The 21,560-nt window shown below is 73.8% G+C and carries 7 protein-coding genes; all 7 read right to left on the bottom strand.

What is annotated here, in order from left to right:
• Window positions 1–331: 331 nt before the first annotated feature.
• A complete protein-coding gene (locus ABZV77_RS34105) occupies window positions 332–994 on the bottom strand; it encodes a class I SAM-dependent methyltransferase (RefSeq protein ID WP_356265525.1) in 663 nt (220 codons plus the stop codon).
• A gap of 38 nt (window positions 995–1,032) precedes the next feature.
• The gene (locus ABZV77_RS34100) at window positions 1,033–2,130 is read right to left on the bottom strand and encodes an HAD-IIIC family phosphatase (RefSeq protein WP_356265522.1); all 1,098 of its coding nucleotides are present in this window, start codon (window positions 2,128–2,130) and stop codon (window positions 1,033–1,035) included.
• A gap of 65 nt (window positions 2,131–2,195) precedes the next feature.
• Window positions 2,196–3,368 carry an acyl-CoA dehydrogenase family protein gene (locus ABZV77_RS34095; protein WP_356265558.1) on the bottom strand — a complete coding sequence of 391 codons (1,173 nt, stop codon included), beginning with the start codon at window positions 3,366–3,368 and terminating at the stop codon, window positions 2,196–2,198.
• A 43-nt stretch (window positions 3,369–3,411) separates the two neighbouring features.
• Complete coding sequence (locus ABZV77_RS34090; protein WP_356265520.1) at window positions 3,412–3,702, bottom strand: acyl carrier protein; 291 nt, start codon at window positions 3,700–3,702, stop codon at window positions 3,412–3,414.
• Window positions 3,702–4,592, bottom strand: coding sequence for a 3-hydroxyacyl-CoA dehydrogenase family protein (locus tag ABZV77_RS34085; protein WP_356265518.1), 891 nt, complete (start codon window positions 4,590–4,592; stop codon window positions 3,702–3,704). The genes ABZV77_RS34090 and ABZV77_RS34085 overlap by 1 nt, the downstream gene beginning before the upstream one ends.
• 118 nt (window positions 4,593–4,710) lie before the next feature.
• On the bottom strand, window positions 4,711–11,052 hold the full coding sequence (locus tag ABZV77_RS34080; protein WP_356265555.1) for a type I polyketide synthase: 6,342 nt from the start codon (window positions 11,050–11,052) through the stop codon (window positions 4,711–4,713).
• A gap of 55 nt (window positions 11,053–11,107) precedes the next feature.
• The gene (locus ABZV77_RS34075) at window positions 11,108–21,523 is read right to left on the bottom strand and encodes a type I polyketide synthase (protein WP_356265516.1); all 10,416 of its coding nucleotides are present in this window, start codon (window positions 21,521–21,523) and stop codon (window positions 11,108–11,110) included.
• Between the last annotated feature and the right edge of the window lie 37 nt (window positions 21,524–21,560).

Raw genomic sequence — 21,560 nt, 5'->3', positions numbered from 1 at the left:
ACGCCGGAACAAAACATTCCGGAAACAGCCGAAAACACAAACCACAAACCACGAACCGCAAGCACCGGCAAAAAGAAAACGGGCCAACCCCCCGGATCAGCCCACCACCAGCCCAACACACACCCCACACCCAACCAAACCACCAAAACAATTCACCACCACACAGAACTCACACCCCCACCCCCACCACCGCAGACGCGACAGACCTGCCACACCAACACCCCACAGCCACTGAGATCGGAAGGCCACCAGGACGCCTCGCTGGCCGCCCACGCCACCACCATGACCGGCGCCCTCCTGGCGGCCCTCCCACCAAGCCCCTCAGTCCGCCTCAGTGCTTGCGAGCCAGCGTGATGCCGTCCGCCATCGTCAGCAACGAAAGGTCCACCCGCTCGTCCCGGGCAAGCACCGCGTTGAGTTCACGGATGGCCAAGGTGTCCGCGTCATCAGCCTCCGGGTCCGCCACCCGACCCAGGAAGAGCGTGTTGTCGATGACGATGAGGCCTCCGGAACGCACCAGGGCAAGAGTCTTCTCGTAGTAGGCCAGGTAGCTGGACTTGTCCGCATCGATGAACGCCAGATCGAACGAGCCCGGGCCACGCTCGGCAAGCAGCCCATCCAGCGTGTCCACCGCCTCCCCCACCCGCAGCTCAATGCGCTCCCCGACACCGTCACGCCGCCAGAACTCCGCACCCACAGCAGCCCACCGGTCCGTAATATCGCAGGTCACCAGCGTGCCACCGGCAGGCAGCGCACGCGCCATGCACAACGCGCTATAACCAGTAAACGTGCCGACCTCCAGCACGGCCCTGGCTCCGGTCAGCCTGACGAGCAGGGCCAGTAACTGTCCTTCCTCCGCCATGACTTGCATCGCGACGCCGCCGGGCAGCTGTGCCGTCTCCGTCCGGAGTTCCAGCAGGGTCGCATCGTCGCGCAGGGATACGTCCCTGACGTAGGAAAGGAGGTCGGGGGTGAAAGCAACCTGGTTCGCCATGGGGTCGTTTCCTTGTCTATATGGGGGTTTTCACTCGGTTACGGCTGCGGTGCGGCCAGGGGCACTGCCGCCACCCGCGTCGTCGTGGAGTGCGGGCGGGGGGCCGGGACCAGGTGCAGGCGTTGCAGGTTGGCGGTCGGTGGCTCGGGGAGCGCTTCGGTGCAGGGGCAAGCGCTCTGTTCGAAGCCCGCGAAACGGTAGGCGATCTCCATCATCCGGTTGCGGTCGGTCGGCCTGAAGTCCGCCGCCAGGTGGACTCCTGCGCCTGCCGCCTCGTCGATGAGCCAGTTCAGGATGGTGGCTCCCGCGCCGAAGGACACCACGCGGCACGAGGTGGCCAGGAGTTTGAGGTGCCACAGGTCCAGGTGGCGTTCCAGGAGCAGCACGCCGACGGCGCCGTGCGGGCCGAAGCGGTCGGTGAGGGTGACCACCAGGACTTCGTGGGCGGGATCGGTTCGGAGGTGGCGCAGGTCGGAGTCCGAGTAGTGCACGCCCGTGGCATTCATCTGGCTGGTCCGCAGGGTGAGTTCCTCGACGCGGGACAGCTCCTCATCGGTGGCCCGGCCGATGCGCATGTTGAGTTCGAGGGTGCGCAGGAAGTCCTCGTCCGGTCCGCTCGTCTCGGCCCTGGCGGCCTCGCGGCGGAAGCCCGCCTGGTACATCTCGCGGCGCCGCCGGGAGTCCACCGTCTGGACAGGCGGGCTGAACTCGGGCAGCCGTGGCAGGCCGGTCGCGGCCTCGGCCGGGTAGCAGCGGACCTCGGGGTGGTGGTAGGTGACCTCCGCGCGTTCGGTCGGCTGGTCGTCGATGAACGCGATGGTGCCGAGCGCGAAGTTGAGGGCGTCCGCGATGCGGCATACCGACTCCGACTTCGGGCCCCAGCCGATCTCCGGCAGGACGAAGTAGTCGGCGACGCCGAGTTTCTCCAGGCGTGCCCAGGCCGTCTCATGGTCGTTCTTGCTGGCCACCGACTGCAGGACGCCTCGGGAGTCCAGCTCCACGATGACATCCCGGATGGCGTCGGGCAGGGAGACGTCGCCGTCCTCGATGAGGGTGCCCTGCCAGAGGGTGTTGTCCAGGTCCCAGACCAGGCACTTGACGAGCTGCGCCGGGGGCGGGGCGGGGGCCTCGGTCATTCCTGTTCCTTTCTTCCGGTGTGCTTCACGTCGTGCTGGTGTGCTTCACGTCGTGCTGGTGTGCTTCACGCCGTGGTGGCCAGGACGTGCCGTGCCAGCATCAGTTGGCACATCTCGTTGCTGCCTTCGATGAGCTCCATCAGCTTGGTGTCGCGGTAGGCGCGGGCCACGACATGCCCGTCCTGCGCGCCCGCGGACGCCAGGACCTGGACGGCGGTCGCCGCGCCGCGGGCCGCGTGGCCCGCGCTGACGTGTTTGGCCAGGACGGTGGCCGTGACCTGGTCCGGCGACCCGTCGTCCCAGCACCGGGAGGCGTGTTCACAGGCCCGGGTCGCGGTCTGCTCGGCGACGTACAGTTCGGCGAGGTGGCGGGCGACCAGCTGGTGCTCGGCGAGGGGAACGCCGAACTGGCGCCGCACCGAGGCGTGTTGGGCGGCGGCGGTCAGACAGCCACGCAGGATCCCCGCACAGCCCCAGGCCACGGACATGCGGCCGTAGGCGAGTGCCGTGGTGACCAGGAGCGGCAGCGGCAGACCCACACCGCCCAGGAGGTTCTCGGCCGGTACGCGTACGCCGTCGAGGGTGATGTTGGCGTGTCCGGCGGCCCGGCAGCCGAGCGGGTCAAGGATGCGTTCGATGGTGACGCCGGGGGTGGCTGCGGGGACGACCACGGCCGCCGCCTGGGCGCCGGGGGCCGCCTGGGCGCCGGGTGCCGCAACGCCCGGCTCCGGCTGCCCGTCCGCATCCTCGTACAGATCCTCGTACGACTCCTCGAGTGTCCCGAACAGGACCAGCTGGTCGGCGTAGTGGGCGGCGGTCACCCAGGCCTTGTGTCCGTCCAGGACGAACCCGTCGCCGTCGCGGCGGATCCGGGTCGTCATGGCGGACAGGTCGCTTCCGGCGCCGCGTTCGCTGAATCCGGTCGCCGCGAGGGCGCCGCCGGTGAGCTGCGGCAGGAAGGCGGCCTGCTGTTCCGGGGTGCCGAAGCGCTCGATGGTCCAGGCGGCCATGCCCTGGGAGGTCATGACGCTGCGTACGGAGCTGCAGAGGCTGCCGACGTGGGCGGTGAACTCGCCGTTGTCGGCGCTGGTCAGGTCCCGGCCGCCGTATGCGGCCGAGACCTGCGCGCACAGCAGTCCGTCGGCGCCCAGTTTGCGCAGCAGGTCCACGGGCAGCAGGCCCGCGCGGTCCCAGGCGTCGGCGTCGTCCGCGATCAGGTCGGTGAGCAGGGCGGAGATTGCCGGGACTGCGGAGGTGTGGGTGGCCCCGGGCGAGGGTTGGTCACGCACCGGTTCCTCCGGGGGTGGTCTGGAGGCGGCCCACGAGTGCCGTCATCGAGGTGACGGTGCGGAAGTTGTCGAGCCGGAGGTCGGCGCCGCGGATCGAGACGTTGAAGGATTTCTCCAGGTGCACCACGAGTTCCATCGCGAACAGCGAGGACAGGCCGCCCGAGGCGAAGAGGTCCTGGTCGGTGGTCCAGGACCGCTTGGTCCGGGTCTCCAGGAAGCGCAGGATCTCCTTCTCGGTGGCTGCGGAATCGTCGTTCGTGGCCTGGTTGCCGGGGGTGTCCATCAGTTCTCCTCCTGGTAGTCGTAGAAGCCGCGGCCGCTCTTGCGGCCGAGCTCGCCCTTGTGGACCTTTTCGAGCAGCAGGTCGCACGGGGAGCAGCCGTCGTCGCCGGTGTGCTGGTGCAGCACGTTGAGCGAGTCGACGAGGTTGTCGATGCCGATGAGGTCGGCGGTGCGCAGGGGGCCGGTGGGGTGGCCGAGGCAGCCCTCCATGAGGGCGTCGACGGCTTCGGCGGTGGCGGTTCCTTCCTGTACCACCCGGGCCGCGTCATTGATCATGGGGTGCAGTACGCGGCTGGTGACGAAGCCCGGGGCGTCCCGCACGACGACCTGGCGCCGATGGAGCGCCGTGAGCAGCGAGCCGACCGCGGCCATGGTGTCCTCGCCGGTCCGTGCGCCCCGGATGACCTCGACGGTCGGGATGAGGTACGGCGGGTTCATGAAGTGGGTGCCGGCCACGTCCGAGGGGCGTATCGCGTGGCCCGCGAGTTGGTCGATGGGGATCGACGAGGTGTTGGAGATCAACGGCGTGCCGGGGCGCACTCGCGCCGAGACGTCAGCAAGGGCTTCGGCCTTGAGTTCGGTGATCTCGGTGATGGCCTCGATGACTGCGGTTACCTCGCCGACCACTGCGGTCGTCGTGGCCGTCTCCAGGCTTCCGGGGGTGGTCCCCGTCGGCAGCCGACCCATCAGCTGCGCCATGCGCAGCTCCTGATCGATACCGGTCTTCGCCCGGTCGAGCTGCTGGACGTCGGTGTCGACCAGGAGGACCGGCACGCCGTGCCCGACGGCCAGCGCGGCGATGCCCGTGCCCATGACTCCGGCGCCGAGGACGGCGATGCGGTGCGGTGTGTGCTGGTGCGGGGGTGTGTCCTGGCGCGGTGCTGGTGTCATGCGTCTCTCCTTGGTTGCCCGGGTGTTCGGTCGTTCTGGTCCGGGTCGCGCGGGGCTCGTCAAGGGCGTGTCTCACGAGCGGGTCGGGTCGGGTCGGGTCGGGTCGGGGCAAGTCAGGTCAGGGCAGGTCGGCGAGGATGTCGGTGAGCCAGTCGGAGATGGTCCGGGCCGTGGTACCGACGTGTTCCTCCATGAGGGAGAAGTGGTCGCCCGGCACGTCCACGACCGTGCGGGCGGTGGGCCAGGCGGCGCGCCAGTCGCCCGCGCCGGGGGCCGGTTCACCGAGCGGCTCACCGGCGCGGACCAGGAGCGTCGGGGCGTGGACGGCGGGCGGCGTCCAGTCGTCCAGGAGGCGGAAGTAGCGGCCCATCGCGGTGAGGCGGGTGCCGTCCATGGGGGCGGCGCGGCCCTCGCGGGCGAACATCCCGCCGATCAGTACGTCGTTGAACTGGGTCATCCCTTGGTTGTCCGACAGGAAGGTGTCGACCAGGACGACCGCCGCGGGCCCGGCGTCCAGTGCTTCGAGGCGGGCCGCCACACCGTGGGCTAGGGTGCCGCCCGATGAGGAGCCGAGGAGGACCAGGGGCCGCTCCCCCAGGCCCGCTCGCAGGGTTGCGGCCTGGAAGTCCAGGAGCGCGTCCATGTCGGCCGGTACCGGCTCGCCGGGCAGGAAGCCGGGGGCTGCCAGGGCGCTGACTCCGTAGCGGCCGCGGAAGTGTGCGGCGAACCGGGCGTACTGCTGGGCGCCGCCGATGGCGACGACGGAGCCGAAGCAGACCAGGTGCGGGGCGTTGTCGTGCCGGGCCAGGTGCAGCAGTTCGGGGCGGGCGGTGCCGGTGGTCAGGAGGTCGGCTCCGGTGGTGAACTCGGCGCGCAGGGCAGCGGCGTTCTTCAGGAGCGCGATGCCCTCGTCGGTCTTGCCCTGTTCGCAGGCCTGGCGGAAGAGGGCTGCGACCGGGTCCGCGGCGGCGCTCGCCGCGGGCGCATCGCCGCCGGTTTCGGTGATGCTGGTTCCGGTGGTGCTGGTTTCGGTGGTGCTGGATCCGGTTGTGCTGGATCCGGTTGTGCTGGATCCGGTTGTGGGGGCGCGGCCCTGGGAGGAGGCTGCTTCGGCGGTCAGTTCTGTGCTCAGCAGTGCAGCGAGGCGAGCCGGGGTTCCACTGTCCAGGACGCTGGTGGGCCGCAGGCGCAGTCCGGTGCGGGCGGTGAGCCGGTTGCGGAGTTCGACCGCGGTCAGTGAGTCGAAGCCGACCGAGAGGAAGGCGTCGTCGCCGCTCAGGGCCTCCGCGTCGGCGTGTCCGAGCGTGTCGGCCGCCTGGGTGAGGACGAGCTCCAGCAGGATCGCGGCACGCTCGTCCCCGCCGGTGGCAGCGAGGCGTCGGCGCAGTGCCGCGCTGTCGGCCGCTGCCGTGCGGGGGCGGGCGGCGGGGGCCGGGGCCAGTGCGCGCAAAAGCGGCGGGACGGCCCCGTCCCGGTAGGCGGCGAGGTCGAGGTGGACGGGGACGAGCGCGGGCTCGTCCAGGGTGAGCGCGGTGTCGAACAGGGCCATGCCGTCCTGCGCGCTCAGAGCACGTACGCCGCTGCGCGCCATGCGCCGCAGGTCGGTGCCGGTCAGGTCGGCGGTGAGGCCGCTGCGGTCCGCCCACAGGCCCCAGGCCAGCGCGGTGCCGGGCAGTCCGGCGCGGTGCCTGGCCGTCATGAGGGCGTCGGTGGAGGCGTTGGCGGCGGCGTAGGTGGACTGGCCGGGGCTGCCGAAGACCGCGGCCGCGGACGAGTAGACGACGAAGGCCGTCAGGTCGGCGTCGCGGGTCAGCTCGTGGAGGTGCCAGGCGCCGTCGGTCTTGGGCCGCAGGACGGCGCTCATCCGCTGCGGTGTCTGGGCTTCCAGGAGCCCGTCGTCGAGGACGCCCGCGGTGTGTACGACGGCACGCAGCGGGTGCTGTGCGGGGATGCCCTTGATGACCGGGGCGAGAGCCGCGCGGTCGGCGACGTCGCAGGCCGCGACGGTGACGTGGGCACCCAGTTCGTGCAGTTCCGCGACCAGTTCGCGGGTGCCGGGGGCTTGGGCGCCCCGGCGGCCCAGGAGGAGCAGGTGGCGGGCGCCGTGCCGGGTGACCAGGTGGCGGGCGAGGATTCCGGCGAGGAGGCCGCCTCCGCCGGTGAGCAGGACGGTGCCGTCCGGGTCGATGGGCACGGCGGGGCGTGCGGGGCTCGTCTCGGCTCCGAGGAGTCTCGGCGCGTACAACGTGCCGTCGCGCAGCGCGAGCTGGGGCTCCTCCGCGGCCAGGGCGTCGGCCAAAGCCTGCGGTGTGGCGTCGGCGTCGTCGGTGTCCAGGAGGATGAAGCGGCCGGGATGTTCGAGCTGGGCGGAGCGCAGCAGGCCCCAGACGGCGGCGCCCGCCAGGTCGACGGGTTCCTCGCCGGGTCCTGCCGCGCCGCGGGTGAGGACGATCAGCGGCAGAGGCGCATCGGCGGTGCCCGTGAGCCAGGCCTGGAGTCGGCCGAGGACGGCCGCGGCCGTGGCGTGGACGGCCTCGGGTCCGGTGGTGCCGGTCGGCGGGCAGGGCAGCAGCACGGCGGCGCTGCCCGAGGGCATGTCGCGGGTGCCGCCCGGCAGCGGCTCGGCGAGGCCGTCGGGCAGCAGACGTGCGTCCGCTTCCCCGAGCAGTGCCCAACTGCCGGTGACGGGCCGGGCCTGGACGGATCCGAGCGGGGTCCAGCCGACGCGGTACATGGAGCGGTGCACGGAGCGCAGCGAGTCGAACGACGCGGTGCGCATCACCAGCGAGCCGATGTCCGCGACCTGCCGTCCGTCCTCGTCGGTGATCTGCACGGTCACCGCGTCCGACGGCCCGTCCTGCCCGTCGGACCCGTCGGCTGCGTCGGAGCGCAGGACCACGCGCAGGGTCCGGGCCGGGGCGGTGGCGGTGGCGGTGGCGGTCAGGCTGACCCGGTGCCAGGAGAACGGCAGGGGTGCCCCGGCGGGGTCCCGCTCCTCCCCGCCGCCGGGCGTGGCTCGCAGGCCCGCCGTCTGCAGGGCGGCGTCGAGGAGTGCGGGGTGCACGGCGAATCCGCCGGGTACGCCTTCGGGCAGGGACACTTCCGCGAGGATCTCCGCCCCGTGCCGCCAGGCGGCGCGCAGGCCCTGGAAGGCGGGGCCGTACGCGATGCCGCGGGCGTCCATGACGCGGTACAGGTCCTCGATGTCCAGGGGGGTGGCGCCGGTCGGCGGCCAGGGGCGCGGCTCGGCGGGGGCGGTCGTCGGCTGCGGGCCGGGGGCGAGGTGTCCGGTGGCGTGCCGCGTCCAGGGTTTCTGCCCGCTGTCGGCGTGCTCGGGCCGGGAGTGGAAGTCGACGGTGCGCCTGCCCGTCTCGTCCGGCACGCCCACGGTCAGGCGCAGGTGGACGGCGGCGCCTTGCCCGCCGTGTGCGGACGGCTCGTCCGCGGGCAGGACCAGGGGTGCGGCGAGGGTGAGTTCCTCGATCAACGCGCTGCCGAGGCGTGCGCCCGCGTGGGCCGCCATCTCCAGGAAGGCCACGCCGGGGAGCAGGACGGTGCCGGAGACGGCGTGGTCGGCGAGCCAGGGGTGGGTGGCGGTGGAGAGGCGTCCGGTGAACAGGGCCGAGCCGTCCGGAAGTTCGACCGCGGCGGCGAGCAGGGGGTGGTCGGGGTCGCTCTGTCCCGTCGAAGCCGGGTCGCCGCCGGTGGGGGGCGCGGCGAGCCAGTAGCGCTGCCGCTGGAAGGCGTAGGTGGGCAGGTCGACGCGGCGGGCATGGGAGTTCTCGTACGTCTTCGCCCAGTTGACGGACAGTCCGGCGGCGTCGGCCTCGGCCAGGGATGTCAGGACGCGCCGGGGTCCGCCCTCCTCGCGGCGCAGGGTGCCGATCACCTCGATGTCGTCGGCGCCCGCGTCGGCCGCCGAGTCCGCGATGCCGTAGGTGAGCGTGGGGTGCGGGCTCACCTCGACGAACGTACGGTGGCCCGCGTCGATGAGGCGGCGCACGGCCGCGTGGAAGCGGACGGGTTCGCGCAGGTTGCGGTACCAGTACGCGGGGGTGAGCCCGGCCGGGGTCAGCCACTCGGCGTCGACCGCGGACAGGAGCGGGACGGCGGGTTCCTGCGGGGTGATGCCCGTGAGCGCGGTGTGCAGTTCCTCGCGCAGGGACGCCACGTCGCCGCAGTGCGAGGCGTAGTCGACGGGGATGTTCCAGGCCATCAGGCCCTGTGCGGACAGGTCGGCCACGAGGTCGCGTACGGCCGCCGCCCGGCCCGCGACGACCACGACGCGCGGGCCGTTGACCGCCGCGACCGACACCTCGCCGCCGCGTGCCGCCAGAAGGGCGGTGGCTTCGTCCTGCGACATCATCAAGGTCGCCATTCCGCCGCCGCCCGCGAGGGTGGACAGGGCGCGGCTGCGCAGGACGGTGACGCGGGCGGCGTCCTCCAGGGGCAGAGCACCGGCCACGCAGGCGGCCGCCACCTCGCCCTGGCTGTGCCCGACGACCGCGGCGGGTTCCACTCCATGGGCGCGCCACACGGCCGCGAGGGAGACCATCACGGTGAACAGGGCGGGCTGCAGGACCTCGACCCGCTCCAGCGGGGCCGCTCCCGGCTCGCCCCGCAGGGTCGCGGTCAGCGACCAGTCGAGGTGCGGGGCGAAGGCCTTCTCGCAGTCGGCGACGCGGGTGGCGAACTCCGGGCAGGAGTCGTGGAGTCCGGCCGCCATGCCCGGCCACTGGGCGCCGAGGCCGGGAAAGACGAACACGGCTCTGCGGGTCCCGCGCGGGGCCGTGCCGTGGGCGCCGTCGGCCGGCATGTCGCCGTTTGCGAGGGCGGCCAGTCCGTCGAGGAGCTCGGTGCGGTCCGCGCCGACGACGACGGCGCGTTCGGAGAAGCGGGAGCGCCCGGTGGCCAGGGAGAGTCCGATGTCGGCGGGGCGCAGTTCCGGGTCGGCGGCCACGTGGGCGTGGAGTGCGCCTGCCTGGGCCCGGAGTGCCGCCGCGGTCCTGGCCGACAGCGGCCAGGCGAAGGGGCCCTCGTGCTCCCCGCCCCCTTCGTCGGGCTCCTCGGTGGGCACTTCGGGGGCGGATTCCACGATGACGTGGGCGTTGGTGCCGCTGGCCCCGAAGGAGGACACTCCGGCGCGGCGCGGCTGTCCCGTCTCGGGCCAGGGCTCGGCGGCGGTCAGGAGCGACACCGCGCCCTCGCTCCAGTCGACCTGCGAGGTGGGCCGGTCGATGTGCAGGGTGCGGGGCAGCAGGCCGTTGCGCAGGGCGAGGACCGTCTTGATGACGCCGCCGACGCCTGCGGCGGCCTGGGTGTGGGTGAGGTTGGACTTGAGCGAGCCGACCCGCAGCGGCCGTTCCGTGGGCCGGTGGCGGCCGTAGGTGGCGAGCAGGGCCTGCGCTTCGATGGGGTCGCCGAGGACGGTGCCGGTGCCGTGCGCCTCGACGTAGTCGACATCGGCAGGGCCGAGGGCGGCGCTGTCGAGGGCCTGCCGGATGACGCGCTCCTGTGCGGGCCCGTTCGGGGCGGTCAGGCCGTTGCTCGCGCCGTCCTGGTTGACGGCGGAGCCGCGGATGACCGCGAGGACCGGGTGGCCGTTGCGGCGGGCGTCGCCGAGCCGCTCCAGGAGCAGCAGACCGGCGCCCTCCCCGAACCCGGCGCCGTCGGCGGCGGCCGCGAAGGACTTGCTGCGTCCGTCGGGTGCCAGGCCGCGCTGGCGGCTGAAGCCCACGTAGAGGCCGGGCGTGGCCATCACGGTGACGCCGCCCGCGAGGGCCAGCGTGGCGTCGCCCGCGCGCAGGGCCTGGCAGGCCAGGTGGAGGGCGACGAGGGAGGAGGAGCAGGCGGTGTCCAGCGTGACCGCGGGTCCTTCGAGGCCCAGGGTGTAGGCGACGCGTCCGGAGGCGACGCTGGGGATGCTGCCGGTGCCCAGAAAGCCCTCGACCTCTTCGGGTACGCGGGCCAGCCGGGATCCGTACTCGCTGTAGATGACGCCCGCGTACACGCCCGTGCGGCTGCCCCTGAGGGTGTGCGGGTCGATGCCCGCACGCTCGACGGCCTCCCACGCGGTCTCCAGGAGCAGCCGCTGCTGGGGGTCCATGGCGAGCGCCTCGCGGGGCGATATCCCGAAGAAGCCCGGGTCGAATGCGCAGGCGTCGTGGAGGAATCCGCCCTGGCGGGTGTACGAGGTGCCGGGCGCGTCGGGGTCGGCGTCGTAGACGCCGTCGAGGTCCCAGCCGCGGTCGGCGGGGAAGCCCGTGACGGCGTCGCGCTCCTTGACCAGCAGTTCCCACAGGTCCTCGGGTGAGCGAATGCCGCCGGGGTAGCGGCAGCTCATCGCGACGATCGCCACCGGCTCGCGGGGTTCGTCGGCGAGCCTGCGGTTCTCCTGCCGCAGGCGCTGGTTGTCGAGGAGCGAGGCGCGCAGGGCCTCGACGACCTGGTCGCTGGACATGTGCTTCTTCCCTTCCTGCCGTGCCGGTTCGGGCACGTTCGGGTGCGGTGCCGGATCAGCCACGGTTGCCGTCTCCGTCGTGGGGGGCCGGGTCGCCGTCGGCGTTGCCGAGGGCCATGCGGATCAGGCCGTCCACTTCCATCTCCCGGATCGCGTCGGCGTCCTCCGCGGGGTTCTCGGGGGCGCCGGGATCCGTCAGGCGCAGCAGTGCGTCCAGGAGACCGGCGTCGCGCAGGCGCGAGACCGGGATCGCGGCCAGGCGGCGGTGCAGCTCGCGGTCCCCGTGGGTGCCGTCCGGGCCACCGGTGCCGTTGGTGCCGGGCGCGGCCGGAGGTTCGGAGGCGGGTGCCAGGCGCGCGGCCACCAGGGCGGCCACGGCGGCCGGTGTCGGATGGTCGAAGACCAAGGTGGCGGGCAGCCGCAGGCCGGTCGCCGCGTTCAGCCGGTTGCGCAGGTCGACGGCGGTCAGCGAGTCGAATCCGAGGTCCTTGAAGGCCCGTTCGGGATCGATCGCGTCGGCGCCGCCGTGCCCGAGGACGTCCGCCACGCGGGCCCGCACCAGTTCCCCGACGCGCTCCGTGCGCTCCTCGGCGCCCAGGACCGCGAGGTGTTCCCGCAGCGACGCGGCCCGGCCCGCGTCGGCCGAGGCGGCCGTGCGCCGGGGCGCGCCGCGGACGAGGCCTCGCAGCAGCGGCGGCAGGGACGCTGCCTCGGCTTGTGTCCGCAGCCGGGCGGGGTCGAGGCGCAGGGGGACCAGGTGCGCGTCGTCGAGGCGCAGGGCGGTGTCGAAGAGGGCGAGGCCCTCGGTGTCGGTGAGCGCGCTCACGCCGCCGCGGGTCATGCGGCGCAGCCCGGTCGGGGCGAGTGTGTCCGTCATCTCGCCGCGTCGCTCCCACAGGCCCCAGGCCAGTGCGGTGGCAGGCAGTCCGAGGTGGCGGCGGCGCTGTGCCAGGGCGTCGAGGAAGGCGTTGCCCGCCGCGTAGTTGCCCTGGCCCGCGTTGCCGATCACGGCCGACGCGGAGGAGAAGAGGATGAAGGCAGCGAGGTCCAGGTCCTTGGTGAGTTCGTGCAGGTGAAGGGCCGCGTCGACCTTGGGGCGCAGCACGGGGTCGAGCCGTTCGGGCGTGAGCGAGGTGACGACGCCGTCGTCGAGGACACCGGCGGCGTGCACGACGGCGGTCAGGGGGTGCTCGGCGGGAACGCCCGCGACGAGCTGCTGCACGGCGGTGCGGTCGGCGACGTCGCACGCGGCGAACTCGGCGTGGACGCCGCTCTCTTGGAGGTCGGCGAGCAGCTCGGCGGCGCCGGGCGCCGCTCCGCCCCGGCGTCCGGCCAGGAGCAGTCGGCGTGCGCCGTGCCGGGCGGCGAGGTGGCGGGCCACGAGGGCGCCGAGTGCCCCGCCCGCGCCGGTGATGAGGACCGTGCCGTTCGGATCGAGGGACGCGGAGGGCGGCTCGGAGGGCTCGGAGCCGGGCCCGGGAACCGTGGTGTCCGGCGCGGGGGCCGCCGCGCCGGGCGAGGCGGTCTCCGTGACCGGCATGGCGTCCGGGTCGTCCGCCACGGGCACGCGGGCCAGCCGGGCGGCGAGCATCTCCCCTTCCCGTACGGCCAGTTGGGGCTCTTCGAGGTCGAGACCCGCCGACAGCAGTGCGAGCAGCGTGTCGTCGTCCGTCCCGTCGGCGTCCACCAGGAGGAAGCGGCCGGGGTGCTCGGACTGGGCCGAGCGGACCAGGCCGCGGGCCGCCGCGGCCGCCGGATCGGGCACGTCCTCGCCCGCGCCCGCCGCGACGGCTCCCCTGGTGAGGAACACCAGGCGGGCATCGGCGAACCGGTCGTCGGAGAGCCAGGCCTGAAGCAGCGTCAGTGTGGCGCGTACGGCGGCCCGTACGGCCTCGGCGTCCTGCCCTGCCGTGTCGCACGGCACGAGTACGGCGTCAGGCACGGGCCCGCCCTGAGTGACAGCGGCGGCGAGAGCGTCGAGGTCCGGATGGGTGTCGGGCAGCAGGCCCTCGGCGCCGAGCGCGGCCCAGCGCGCGCGGTGCGGCCGGGTGGTGGGCGCGGCGGCGGGCACGGGGTTCCACTCCAGCCGGAAGAGGGAGTCGTGCGCCGGGGCCGGGGCGGTGGCGGTCGCCGAGCGCAGTGTGTCGGTGTGGACAGGCCGGACCACCAGTTCCTCCACGGTGACCACCGGGCGCCCCAGCGGGTCGCTGGCGTGCAGCGAGACGGGGTGCCGGGGATCGCAGGACAGGCGTACCCGCAGGTCGGTGGCGGCCGACGCGTGCAGGGTCACGCCGGTCCACGAGAACGGCAGGCGCGCGGTGCCCGGTTCGAGCTCCGCCCCGGCGCCGTCGCCCGGCCCCAGCCACAGGCCCTGGAGTGCCGCGTCGAGGAGCGCGGGGTGGACTCCGAAGGCGGCGGCCGACGCGTGCTGGCCCTGGGGCAGCCGTACGTCGGTGAACAGCTCGTCGCCCCGTCGCCAGGCGGCGCGCAGCCCCTGGAACGCCGTCCCGTAGCCGTACCCGGAGGCGGCGAAGCGCTCGTACAGGTCCTCGATGTCGACCGGTACGGCTCCGGGCGGGGGCCAGCTCGCGTACCCCGACTGCTCCGACAGCGCATCCGCCTCGGCCTGTCCCCCGTGCTCCGGCTGTTCCGCGACGATGCCCGTGGCGTGCGGTGTCCATCCCGCTTCCGGGGTGTCCTCCGGGCAGGAGAAGACGTCCAGGGTGCGGCGACCCGTGTCGTCCGGGGCGCCGACCCTCAGTTGGAGCCGCACTCCCCCGCTCGCGGGCAGCACCAGGGGTGCCTGCAGGGTCAGTTCCTCCAGGATGGGGCAGCCCGTCTCGTCGCCCGCCCGTACCGCCAGTTCCACGAACGCGGCGCCGGGCAGCAGGACGACGCCCGATACGGCGTGGTCGGCGAGCCAGGGGTGGGTGCGCAGCGAGAGACGGCCGCTGAGCAGCGTCTCGCCGGTGCCCGCGACCTCGAAGGACGCGCCGAGGAGTGGGTGGGCCGGGGAGCCGAGTCCCGCGGCCGTGACATCGCCCGCCCCGGCCGTGGGGTCGGGAACGGCCCAGTAGGGCCGGTGCTGGAAGGCATAGGTGGGCAGGTCGACGCGGACGACCGCGGTGTCCGCGAACAGCCGCGGCCAGTCGACGGGGCTGCCGTGCGCCCAGGCGGTGGCGAGGGACAGGAGCAGACGCTCCATGCCGCCCTCGTCGCGCCGCAGTGTGCCGAGGACGGCCGCGTCGGTGTCCGTCGACTGCACGGTCTCCTCGACGGCCGGGGTCAGGACGGGGTGCGGGCTCACTTCGATGTACGTGGTGAAGCCCGCCCCTGCCAGCACGCGGATCGCGGGCTCGAAGTCCACCGTGTGGCGGAGGTTGGCGTACCAGTAGCCCGCGTCCATCGTCGTGGTGTCGAGCCAGTCGCCGGTCACCGTGGAGTACAGGGGGATGTCGCTCGCGACGGGCTCGATGTCCTTGAGCGCCGTGCGCAGCTCGGCTTCGAGGCTCTCCATGTGGGCGGAGTGGGAGGCGTAGTCCACGTCGATCCTGCGGGCGCGTACGCCTTCGTCCTCGCAGGCGGCGAGCAGCTTCTCCAGGGCGTCGGCGTCGCCGGAGACCACGGCCGAGGACGGTCCGTTGACCGCCGCGAGGGACAGCCGCTCGCCCCACCCGGCGATGCGTTCGCGCGCTTCCTGGGCCGACAGGGCGAGGGACACCATCCCTCCCCGCCCGCCCAGTCGGGCGATGGCCCGGCTGCGCAGCGCGACCACCTTCGCCCCGTCCTCCAGCGAGAGGGCGCCCGCCACCACCGCGGCGGCGATCTCCCCCTGCGAATGCCCCACCACCGCGTCGGGCAGCACCCCGAAGGCCTCCCACAGCCGGGCCAGGGACACCATCACCGCGAACAGCACCGGCTGCACCACGTCCACCTGGTCGAGTCCTTCGCCGGACCGGACGACGTCGAGCAGCGCCCACGGCGCATGGGGCGCGAGCGCGGCCTCGCACTGCTGCATGGACTCGGCGAACTCCGTTGATTCCGTCAGCAGTTGGCGTGCCATGCCCGCCCACTGCGAGCCCTGACCCGGGAAGATCAGCACGGTGCGCCCTTCGCCGTCCCGCACGCCGCTCACGGAGCAGGCGGGGGTGGCACCCGCGGCCCATTCCGCCAGGGCGGGCAGGAGCCGGGACCGGTCGGCGACGAGGGCGGCCCGGTGCTCGAAGGCGGTGCGGGAGGCCAGGGAGAGTGCGACGTCCGCGGCGTCGCAGGTGGTGCTGGAGCCTCCGCGCGTCAAGTGGTCCAGGAGCCGGGCGGCTTGGGCCTGGAGCGCCTCGGCGGACCTCGCCGACAGGAGCCAGGGCACGATCGGGGCGGGCAGAGGCGCCGCGGGTTCGGGGCTCGTCTCCTCCGGGGCCTGTTCCAGGATGACCGGAGCCTGCTCCAGGATGACCGGAGCCTGTTCCAGGATGACGTGGGCGTTGGTGCCGCTCAGGCCGAAGGAGGAGACGCCCGCACGGCGCGGCCGCTCCCGGTCCGGCCAGGGGGTGGTGTCGGTGGCGAGGGCCACGGCGCCCTGGGTCCAGTCGACGTGGGTGGTGGGCCGGTCGACGTGGAGGGTCGCGGGGACGGTGCCGTGGCCGAGGGCCAGGACCGTCTTCATGACGCCCGCGACGCCCGACAGGGCCTGGGTGTGGCCGATGTTGGACTTCAGGGAGCCGATGAGCAGGGGGTGTTCCGCGGGCCGTTCCTGTCCGTACGTGGCCAGGAGGGCCTGGGCCTCGATGGGGTCGCCGAGGGTGGTGCCGGTGCCGTGGGCCTCGACCACGTCGACGTCGGCGGGCGTCAGGCCCGCGTCGGTGAGTGCGGCCCGGATGACGCGCTGCTGGCTCGGCCCGTTGGGGGCCGCGAGGCCGTTGCTCGCGCCGTCCTGATTGACGGCGGAGCCGCGTACGACAGCGAGGACGGGGTGCCCGTTGCGGCGGGCGTCCGAGAGCCGTTCGACGAGCAGTACGCCCGCGCCCTCGCCCATGCCCATGCCGTCGGCGCTGTCGGAGAAGGCCTTGCACCGACCGTCGGCGGCGAGCCCCCGCTGGCGGGAGAAGCTGACGAGGGCGCCGGGTGTGGACATCACGGCGACACCGCCGACCAGGGCGAGGGAGCAGTCGCCCGCGCGCAGGGCGCGGGCTGCCAGGTGCAGGGCGACGAGGGAGGACGAGCAGGCGGTGTCGACAGTGATCGCCGGACCTTCGAGGCCGAGGGTGTAGGCGACACGTCCGGAGACCACGCTGGGCGCGCTGCCGGTGAGCAGGTGTCCTTCGCCTTCGGTGGAGCGGGCCACGGCGGAGGCGTAGTCGCTGTAGTTGACGCCGGTGAAGACGCCGGTGCGGCTGCCGCGCAGGGCCTCAGGGTCGAGACCCGCGCGTTCGAGGGCTTCCCAAGACGTTTCCAGCAGGAGGCGCTGCTGGGGGTCCATGGCGAGGGCCTCGCGCGGGGAGATCCCAAAGAAATCTGCGTCGAACTCGGCGGCTTCGTGCAGGAATCCGCCGTGCCGGGTGGTGGAGGTGCCGGGGTGGTCGGGGTCGGGGTCGTAGAGCTCCGCCAGGTCCCAGCCCCGGTCGGCGGGGAAAGCGGAGACGGCGTCGCCGCGTCCGGTGAGCAGCCGCCACAGGTCGTCCGGGGTGCTGATGCCGCCGGGCAGGCGGCATCCCAGGGAGACGATCGCGAGGGGTTCGTCGGAGGCCGCCGCCGCGGCCGTCTCTTCCGCCACTGCCTCTTCCGCTGTCCCCTCTGCGCCTGCACCCAGCAGGCAGCTCTTGAGGTGGGCGGAGAGCGCGGCCGCCGAGGGGTGGTCGAAGACGAGGGTCGAGGGCAGGCGCAGGCCGGTGGCGGTGTTGAGCCTGTTGCGCAGCTCGACGGCGGTCAGGGAGGCGAACCCCAGGTCCTGGAAGGCCCGCCCGGGGGGTACGGCATCGGTGGTGTCGTGGCCGAGGACGGCGGCGGCGTGGGTGCGGACGAGGTCGAGCAGCAGGCGGGACTGTTCGGCGGGCCTTCGGGCGGCAAGACTTTGGCGGAGTTCCTTGGCGACGGGCGCCGTTGTGGTGCCGGTCTCCTGGGCGTCCAGGGCCTGCCGGGCTTCGGCGACGCCCTGGAGCAGCGGACTGGGGCGGCTCGCGGTGAAGACCGGGGCGAACCGTTCCCAGTCGACGTCGGCGACGGTGACCAGCGTCTCGTCGTCGTCGAGGATCTGCTGGAGGACGGCGAGCGCACGGTCGGGGTCGATCCGCGGGAGGCCGTGCTCTTCGAGGTTGAACAGGTCCGCGTCGGCCGCATCGGCCGCGGGCGCCCAGGGGTTCTCGGCACGCCAGATGCCCCAGTCGACGGTGGTGGCGGTCAGCCCGCGGGCGCGCCGGTGCTGTGCCAGCGCGTCGAGGTAGGCGTTGGCGGCCGAGTAGGCGCCGTGGTCGCCGCTGCCCCAGACGCCCGCGATGGAGGAGAACAGGACGAAGGCGTCGAGCTCACGGTCCAGGAGGGCGTCGAGGTGTCCGGCTCCCGCGGCCTTGGCGGCGACGACGCGTTCGTACGCCTCGACGGGGATCGTGTCGAGGGGTGCGAGGGCGATGTAGGCGGCGGCGTGCACGACGGCGGTGGGCGGAGTGCCCGCGGCGTCGAGGGCGGACAGGAGCGCTTCGACCTGGGCGCGGTCGGCCAGGTCGCACTCGGGGAAGGTGACGCGGGTGCCGGACTCGGCGAGTTCCGCGGCCAGTGCGGCCGTGCCGGGGGCGTCCGTGCCGCGTCGGCCCGGCATGACGAGGTGGTCGGCGCCGCCGCGCGCCAGCCAGCGGGCCAGGTGCGGGCCGAGGGCGCCGGTGCCGCCGGTCAGGAGCACGGTGCCGCGGGGCTTCCAGGTGCGGGCGGGGCGCGCGGGGCGGGGGGCGCGGGCGAGTCGGCGGGCGAACAGGCCGGAGGGGCGGATCGCGAGCTGGTCCTCGCCGGCCGTGTGCAGCGCGGCGCACAGCCGTTCGCGGGCGCGGGCGTCGAGCACGGCGGGCAGGTCGATCAATCCGCCCCAGCGGGCGGGGTGTTCGAGGGCGGCGACCATGCCGGTACCCCATGCCATGGCCTGGGCGGGGGTGGTGAGCGGGTCGTCCGGCCCGGTGGACACGGCCCCGGCGGTGGCGCACCACAGGGGGGCGGTGGCGCCCAGGTCGCCGAACGCCTGGACCAGGGCCAGGGTGAGGGCGGTGCCGGTGGGCAGGGCCGGGTGGCCGGGGTGGGGCCCATCGGCGAGGGCGAGCAGCGACAGGACGCCGGTGAGGGGGGCGTCGCCGGACGCGGCGGCCAAGGTGGCGGCGAGGCGGGTGCGGTCGCTGCCGTTGCCCTGGCTGAGGGAGCCGTCGAACTCGGCGGTCACGACGTCCGCGCCGTGCTCGGCCAGGGCCTGAACGGCCGCGTGGGCCACGTCGGTTGCGGTCCCTGCGGTCGGCAGGACCACCAGCCAGCGGCCGGTGAGCGCGGCGGCGGGCGGTTCGGGCACGGGTTGCCAGGTGACGCGGTAGCGCCAGGCGTCGGTGACGGCGGCCTCGCTCCGGCGTCGGCGCCAGTCGCCCAGGGCGGGCAGGACCTGGCCGAGCGCTGCTGGGGCGACGGCGAGCGCGTCGGCGGCCTCGGTCACGTCGCCGCGCTCGACGAGCTGCCAGAAGTCGCCGTCGTCCGCGGTCGGCGTCTCGCCGGAGGCGGCGGGCTGCAGCCAGTGGCGGCGCTGCTGGAAGGGGTAGGTGGGCAGGTCCACCCGCTGGGCGCCGGAATTCTCGTACACCGCAGGCCAGTTGACGGCCACCCCGCGCACCCACAGCTGTGCGGCGGAAGTGAGGGCCCGGCGCAGTCCGCCCTCGTCGCGGCGCAGGGTGCCGGTGACCACGGTGTCGATGGCGCCCGTGTCCTCGGCGATGTCCTGGACGGGCATGGTGAGGACGGGGTGCGGCGACACTTCCAGGAACACACTGTGGCCCTGCTCGGCCAGGGTGTGGACGGCGCTTTCGAAGCGCACGGTGTGGCGCAGGTTCCGGTACCAGTACGCGGCGTCCATCGTGGTGGTGTCGAGCCGGTCGCCGGTGACCGTGGAGATCAGCGGCACGCGCGATGCGCGCGGGGTGAGGTCGGCGAGGGCGTGCAGCACCTCGTCCCGGACGCGTTCGACGTGCGCCGAGTGCGATGCATAGTCGACGGGTACGGTGCGGGCCCGGACGTCGCGCTCCTGGCAGGCGGCGACCAGTTCGGCCAGGGCGTCGCGGTCGCCGGAGACCACCACGGCGGTGGGGCCGTTGACGGCGGCGACCGAGATCCGCTCCCCCCAGGGGGCGATCTCCCGCTCGGCCCGGGCGAGGGGCAGAGCGAGGGAGACCATGCCGCCGTCGGCGTCGAGGGCGGCGATGGCGCGGCTGCGCAGCGCGACGACCTTCGCGCCGTCCTCCAGGGACAGCGCCCCGGCGACCACCGCGGCGGCGATCTCGCCCTGGCTGTGTCCGACGACGGCGTCGGGTTCGACGCCCCAGGAGCGCCACAGGTCGGCGAGCGAGACCATCATGGCGAACAGGGCGGGCTGGACGACGTCGACCCGGTCCAGGGAGGCGGCGCCGGGTGCGCCGCGCACGACGTCGCGCAGGGACCAGTCGACCAGGCCGGTCAGGGCTTCCTCGCAGGAGGCCATGGACCGGGCGAAGGCCGGTGCGGTGTCGAGGAGTTCGCGGCCCATGCCGGGCCACTGGGCGCCTTGGCCGGGGAAGACCAGGGCGACGCGGCCCGGCGGTGGTTCGGCGCAGCCGGTGACGGCGGCCGTGGTCAGCGTCTCGTCGCGGGCCAGTGCGGCGAGGCCGTCGGCCAGTTCCGCCCGGTCTCCCGCCGTCACGACGGCGCGGTGCTCGAAGGCGGTGCGGGTGGTGGCCAGCGAGTATCCGATGTCTTCCGGGCGGGCCCGGGGGTCGGCGGCGAGCCGGGCGCCCAGACGTGCGGCCTGGTCGCGCAGGGCGGCGGCGGTGCGCCCGCTGACCACGCAGGGAACGACGGCGGGGGCCGCCGGGCCGGGCTCCGCGGCCGCCGTCCGCTCGTCTTCGGGGGCCTGTTCGAGGATGACGTGGGCGTTGGTGCCGCTCATCCCGAACGAGGAGACACCCGCGCGGCGCGGCCTGCCGGTACGCGGCCACTCCTGGGCCTCGGCCAGCAGGGCGACCGCGCCCGACGTCCAGTCGACGTGCGGGGTCGGCTCGGTGAGGTGCAGGGTGCGCGGCAGCAGTCCGGCGCGCAGGGCCAGGACGGTCTTGATGACGCCCGCGACACCGGCGGCGGCCTGCGTGTGACCGATGTTGGACTTCAGCGAGCCGAGCCACAACGGCTGCTCCGCCGACCGGTGCCGACCGTAGGTGGCGAGCAGTGCGTCGGCCTCGATGGGGTCGCCGAGGGTGGTGCCGGTGCCGTGCGCCTCCACGGTGTCGATGTCGGCGGCGGTCAGGCCCGCGTCGGCGAGGGCGGCGCGGATGACGCGTTCCTGCGAAGGGCCGTTGGGGGCGGTCAGGCCGTTGCTCGCGCCGTCCTGGTTGACGGCGGAGCCGCGCAGCACGGCGAGGACCGGATGGCCGTTGCGTCGGGCGTCGCAGAGCCGTTCGAGCAGGAGCATGCCCACGCCCTCGCCCCAGCCGGTGCCGTCGGCGGTGGCGGAGAAGGGCTTGCAGCGGCCGTCGCCGGACATGGCGCCCTGGCGGCTGAACTCGGTGAAGACGGACGGCCGTGACATCACCGTCACGCCCCCGGCCAGCGCGAGCGTGCACTCCTCGTTGCGCAGTGCCGCAGCCGCCTGGTGCAGGGCCACCAGGGAGGAGGAGCAGGCGGTGTCGACGGTGACGGCGGGGCCTTCGAGTCCCAGGGCGTAGGCGACGCGCCCGGACATGACGCTCATCGAGTTGCCGGTCATCAGGAAGCCCTGGACGGTCTCGGGGGCTCCGGCGCCCAGTTGGGCGTATCCCTGGTCGATGGCCGCGGCGAACACGCCGGTGCGGGTGGCGCGCAGGGACGCCGGATCGATGCCGCCGCGCTCGATCGCCTCCCAGGCGCTCTGGAGCAGCAGGCGCTGCTGCGGGTCCATCGCCAGCGCCTCGTGCGGGGAGACGGCGAAGAACTCGGCGTCGAAGTCGGCGGCCCCGTCGATGAACGCGCCCTGGCACGGCACCCCGTCGGCGCCGAGGCCTGCGGTGTCCCAGCCGCGGTCGCCGGGGATGCCGGTGACGGTGTCGCGGCCCGCGACGAGCAGCTCCCACAGCTCCTCGGGGGTGCGGGCACCGCCCGGGAAGCGACAGCTCATCGAGACGACGGCGATCGGCTCCTGGTTCCTGGCCTCGGCCTCGCGCAGCCTGCGGCGGGTCTCCTTCAGGTCGATGGTGACGCGGTTGAGGTAGTCGCGCAGTTTCTGCTCGCTCACCGGGCTCCTCCGTCCGTCCGCACGGCGGTCACGTTCT

Origin of the sequence: Streptomyces sp. NPDC004732 (genome assembly GCF_040609235.1) — a bacterium.
Taxonomy (GTDB): Bacteria; Actinomycetota; Actinomycetes; order Streptomycetales; family Streptomycetaceae; genus Streptomyces.
This window is presented reverse-complemented; position numbering and strand designations above follow the sequence as displayed.

Excerpts from the sequence above, each read along its gene's own strand:
- ABZV77_RS34105 (WP_356265525.1), bottom strand. The coding sequence starts at position 994 with ATGGCGAACCAGGTTGCTTTCACCCCCGACCTCCTTTCCTACGTCAGG.
- ABZV77_RS34100 (WP_356265522.1), bottom strand. The coding sequence starts at position 2,130 with ATGACCGAGGCCCCCGCCCCGCCCCCGGCGCAGCTCGTCAAGTGCCTG.
- ABZV77_RS34090 (WP_356265520.1), bottom strand. The coding sequence starts at position 3,702 with ATGGACACCCCCGGCAACCAGGCCACGAACGACGATTCCGCAGCCACC.
- ABZV77_RS34085 (WP_356265518.1), bottom strand. The coding sequence starts at position 4,592 with ATGACACCAGCACCGCGCCAGGACACACCCCCGCACCAGCACACACCG.
- ABZV77_RS34080 (WP_356265555.1), bottom strand. The coding sequence starts at position 11,052 with ATGTCCAGCGACCAGGTCGTCGAGGCCCTGCGCGCCTCGCTCCTCGAC.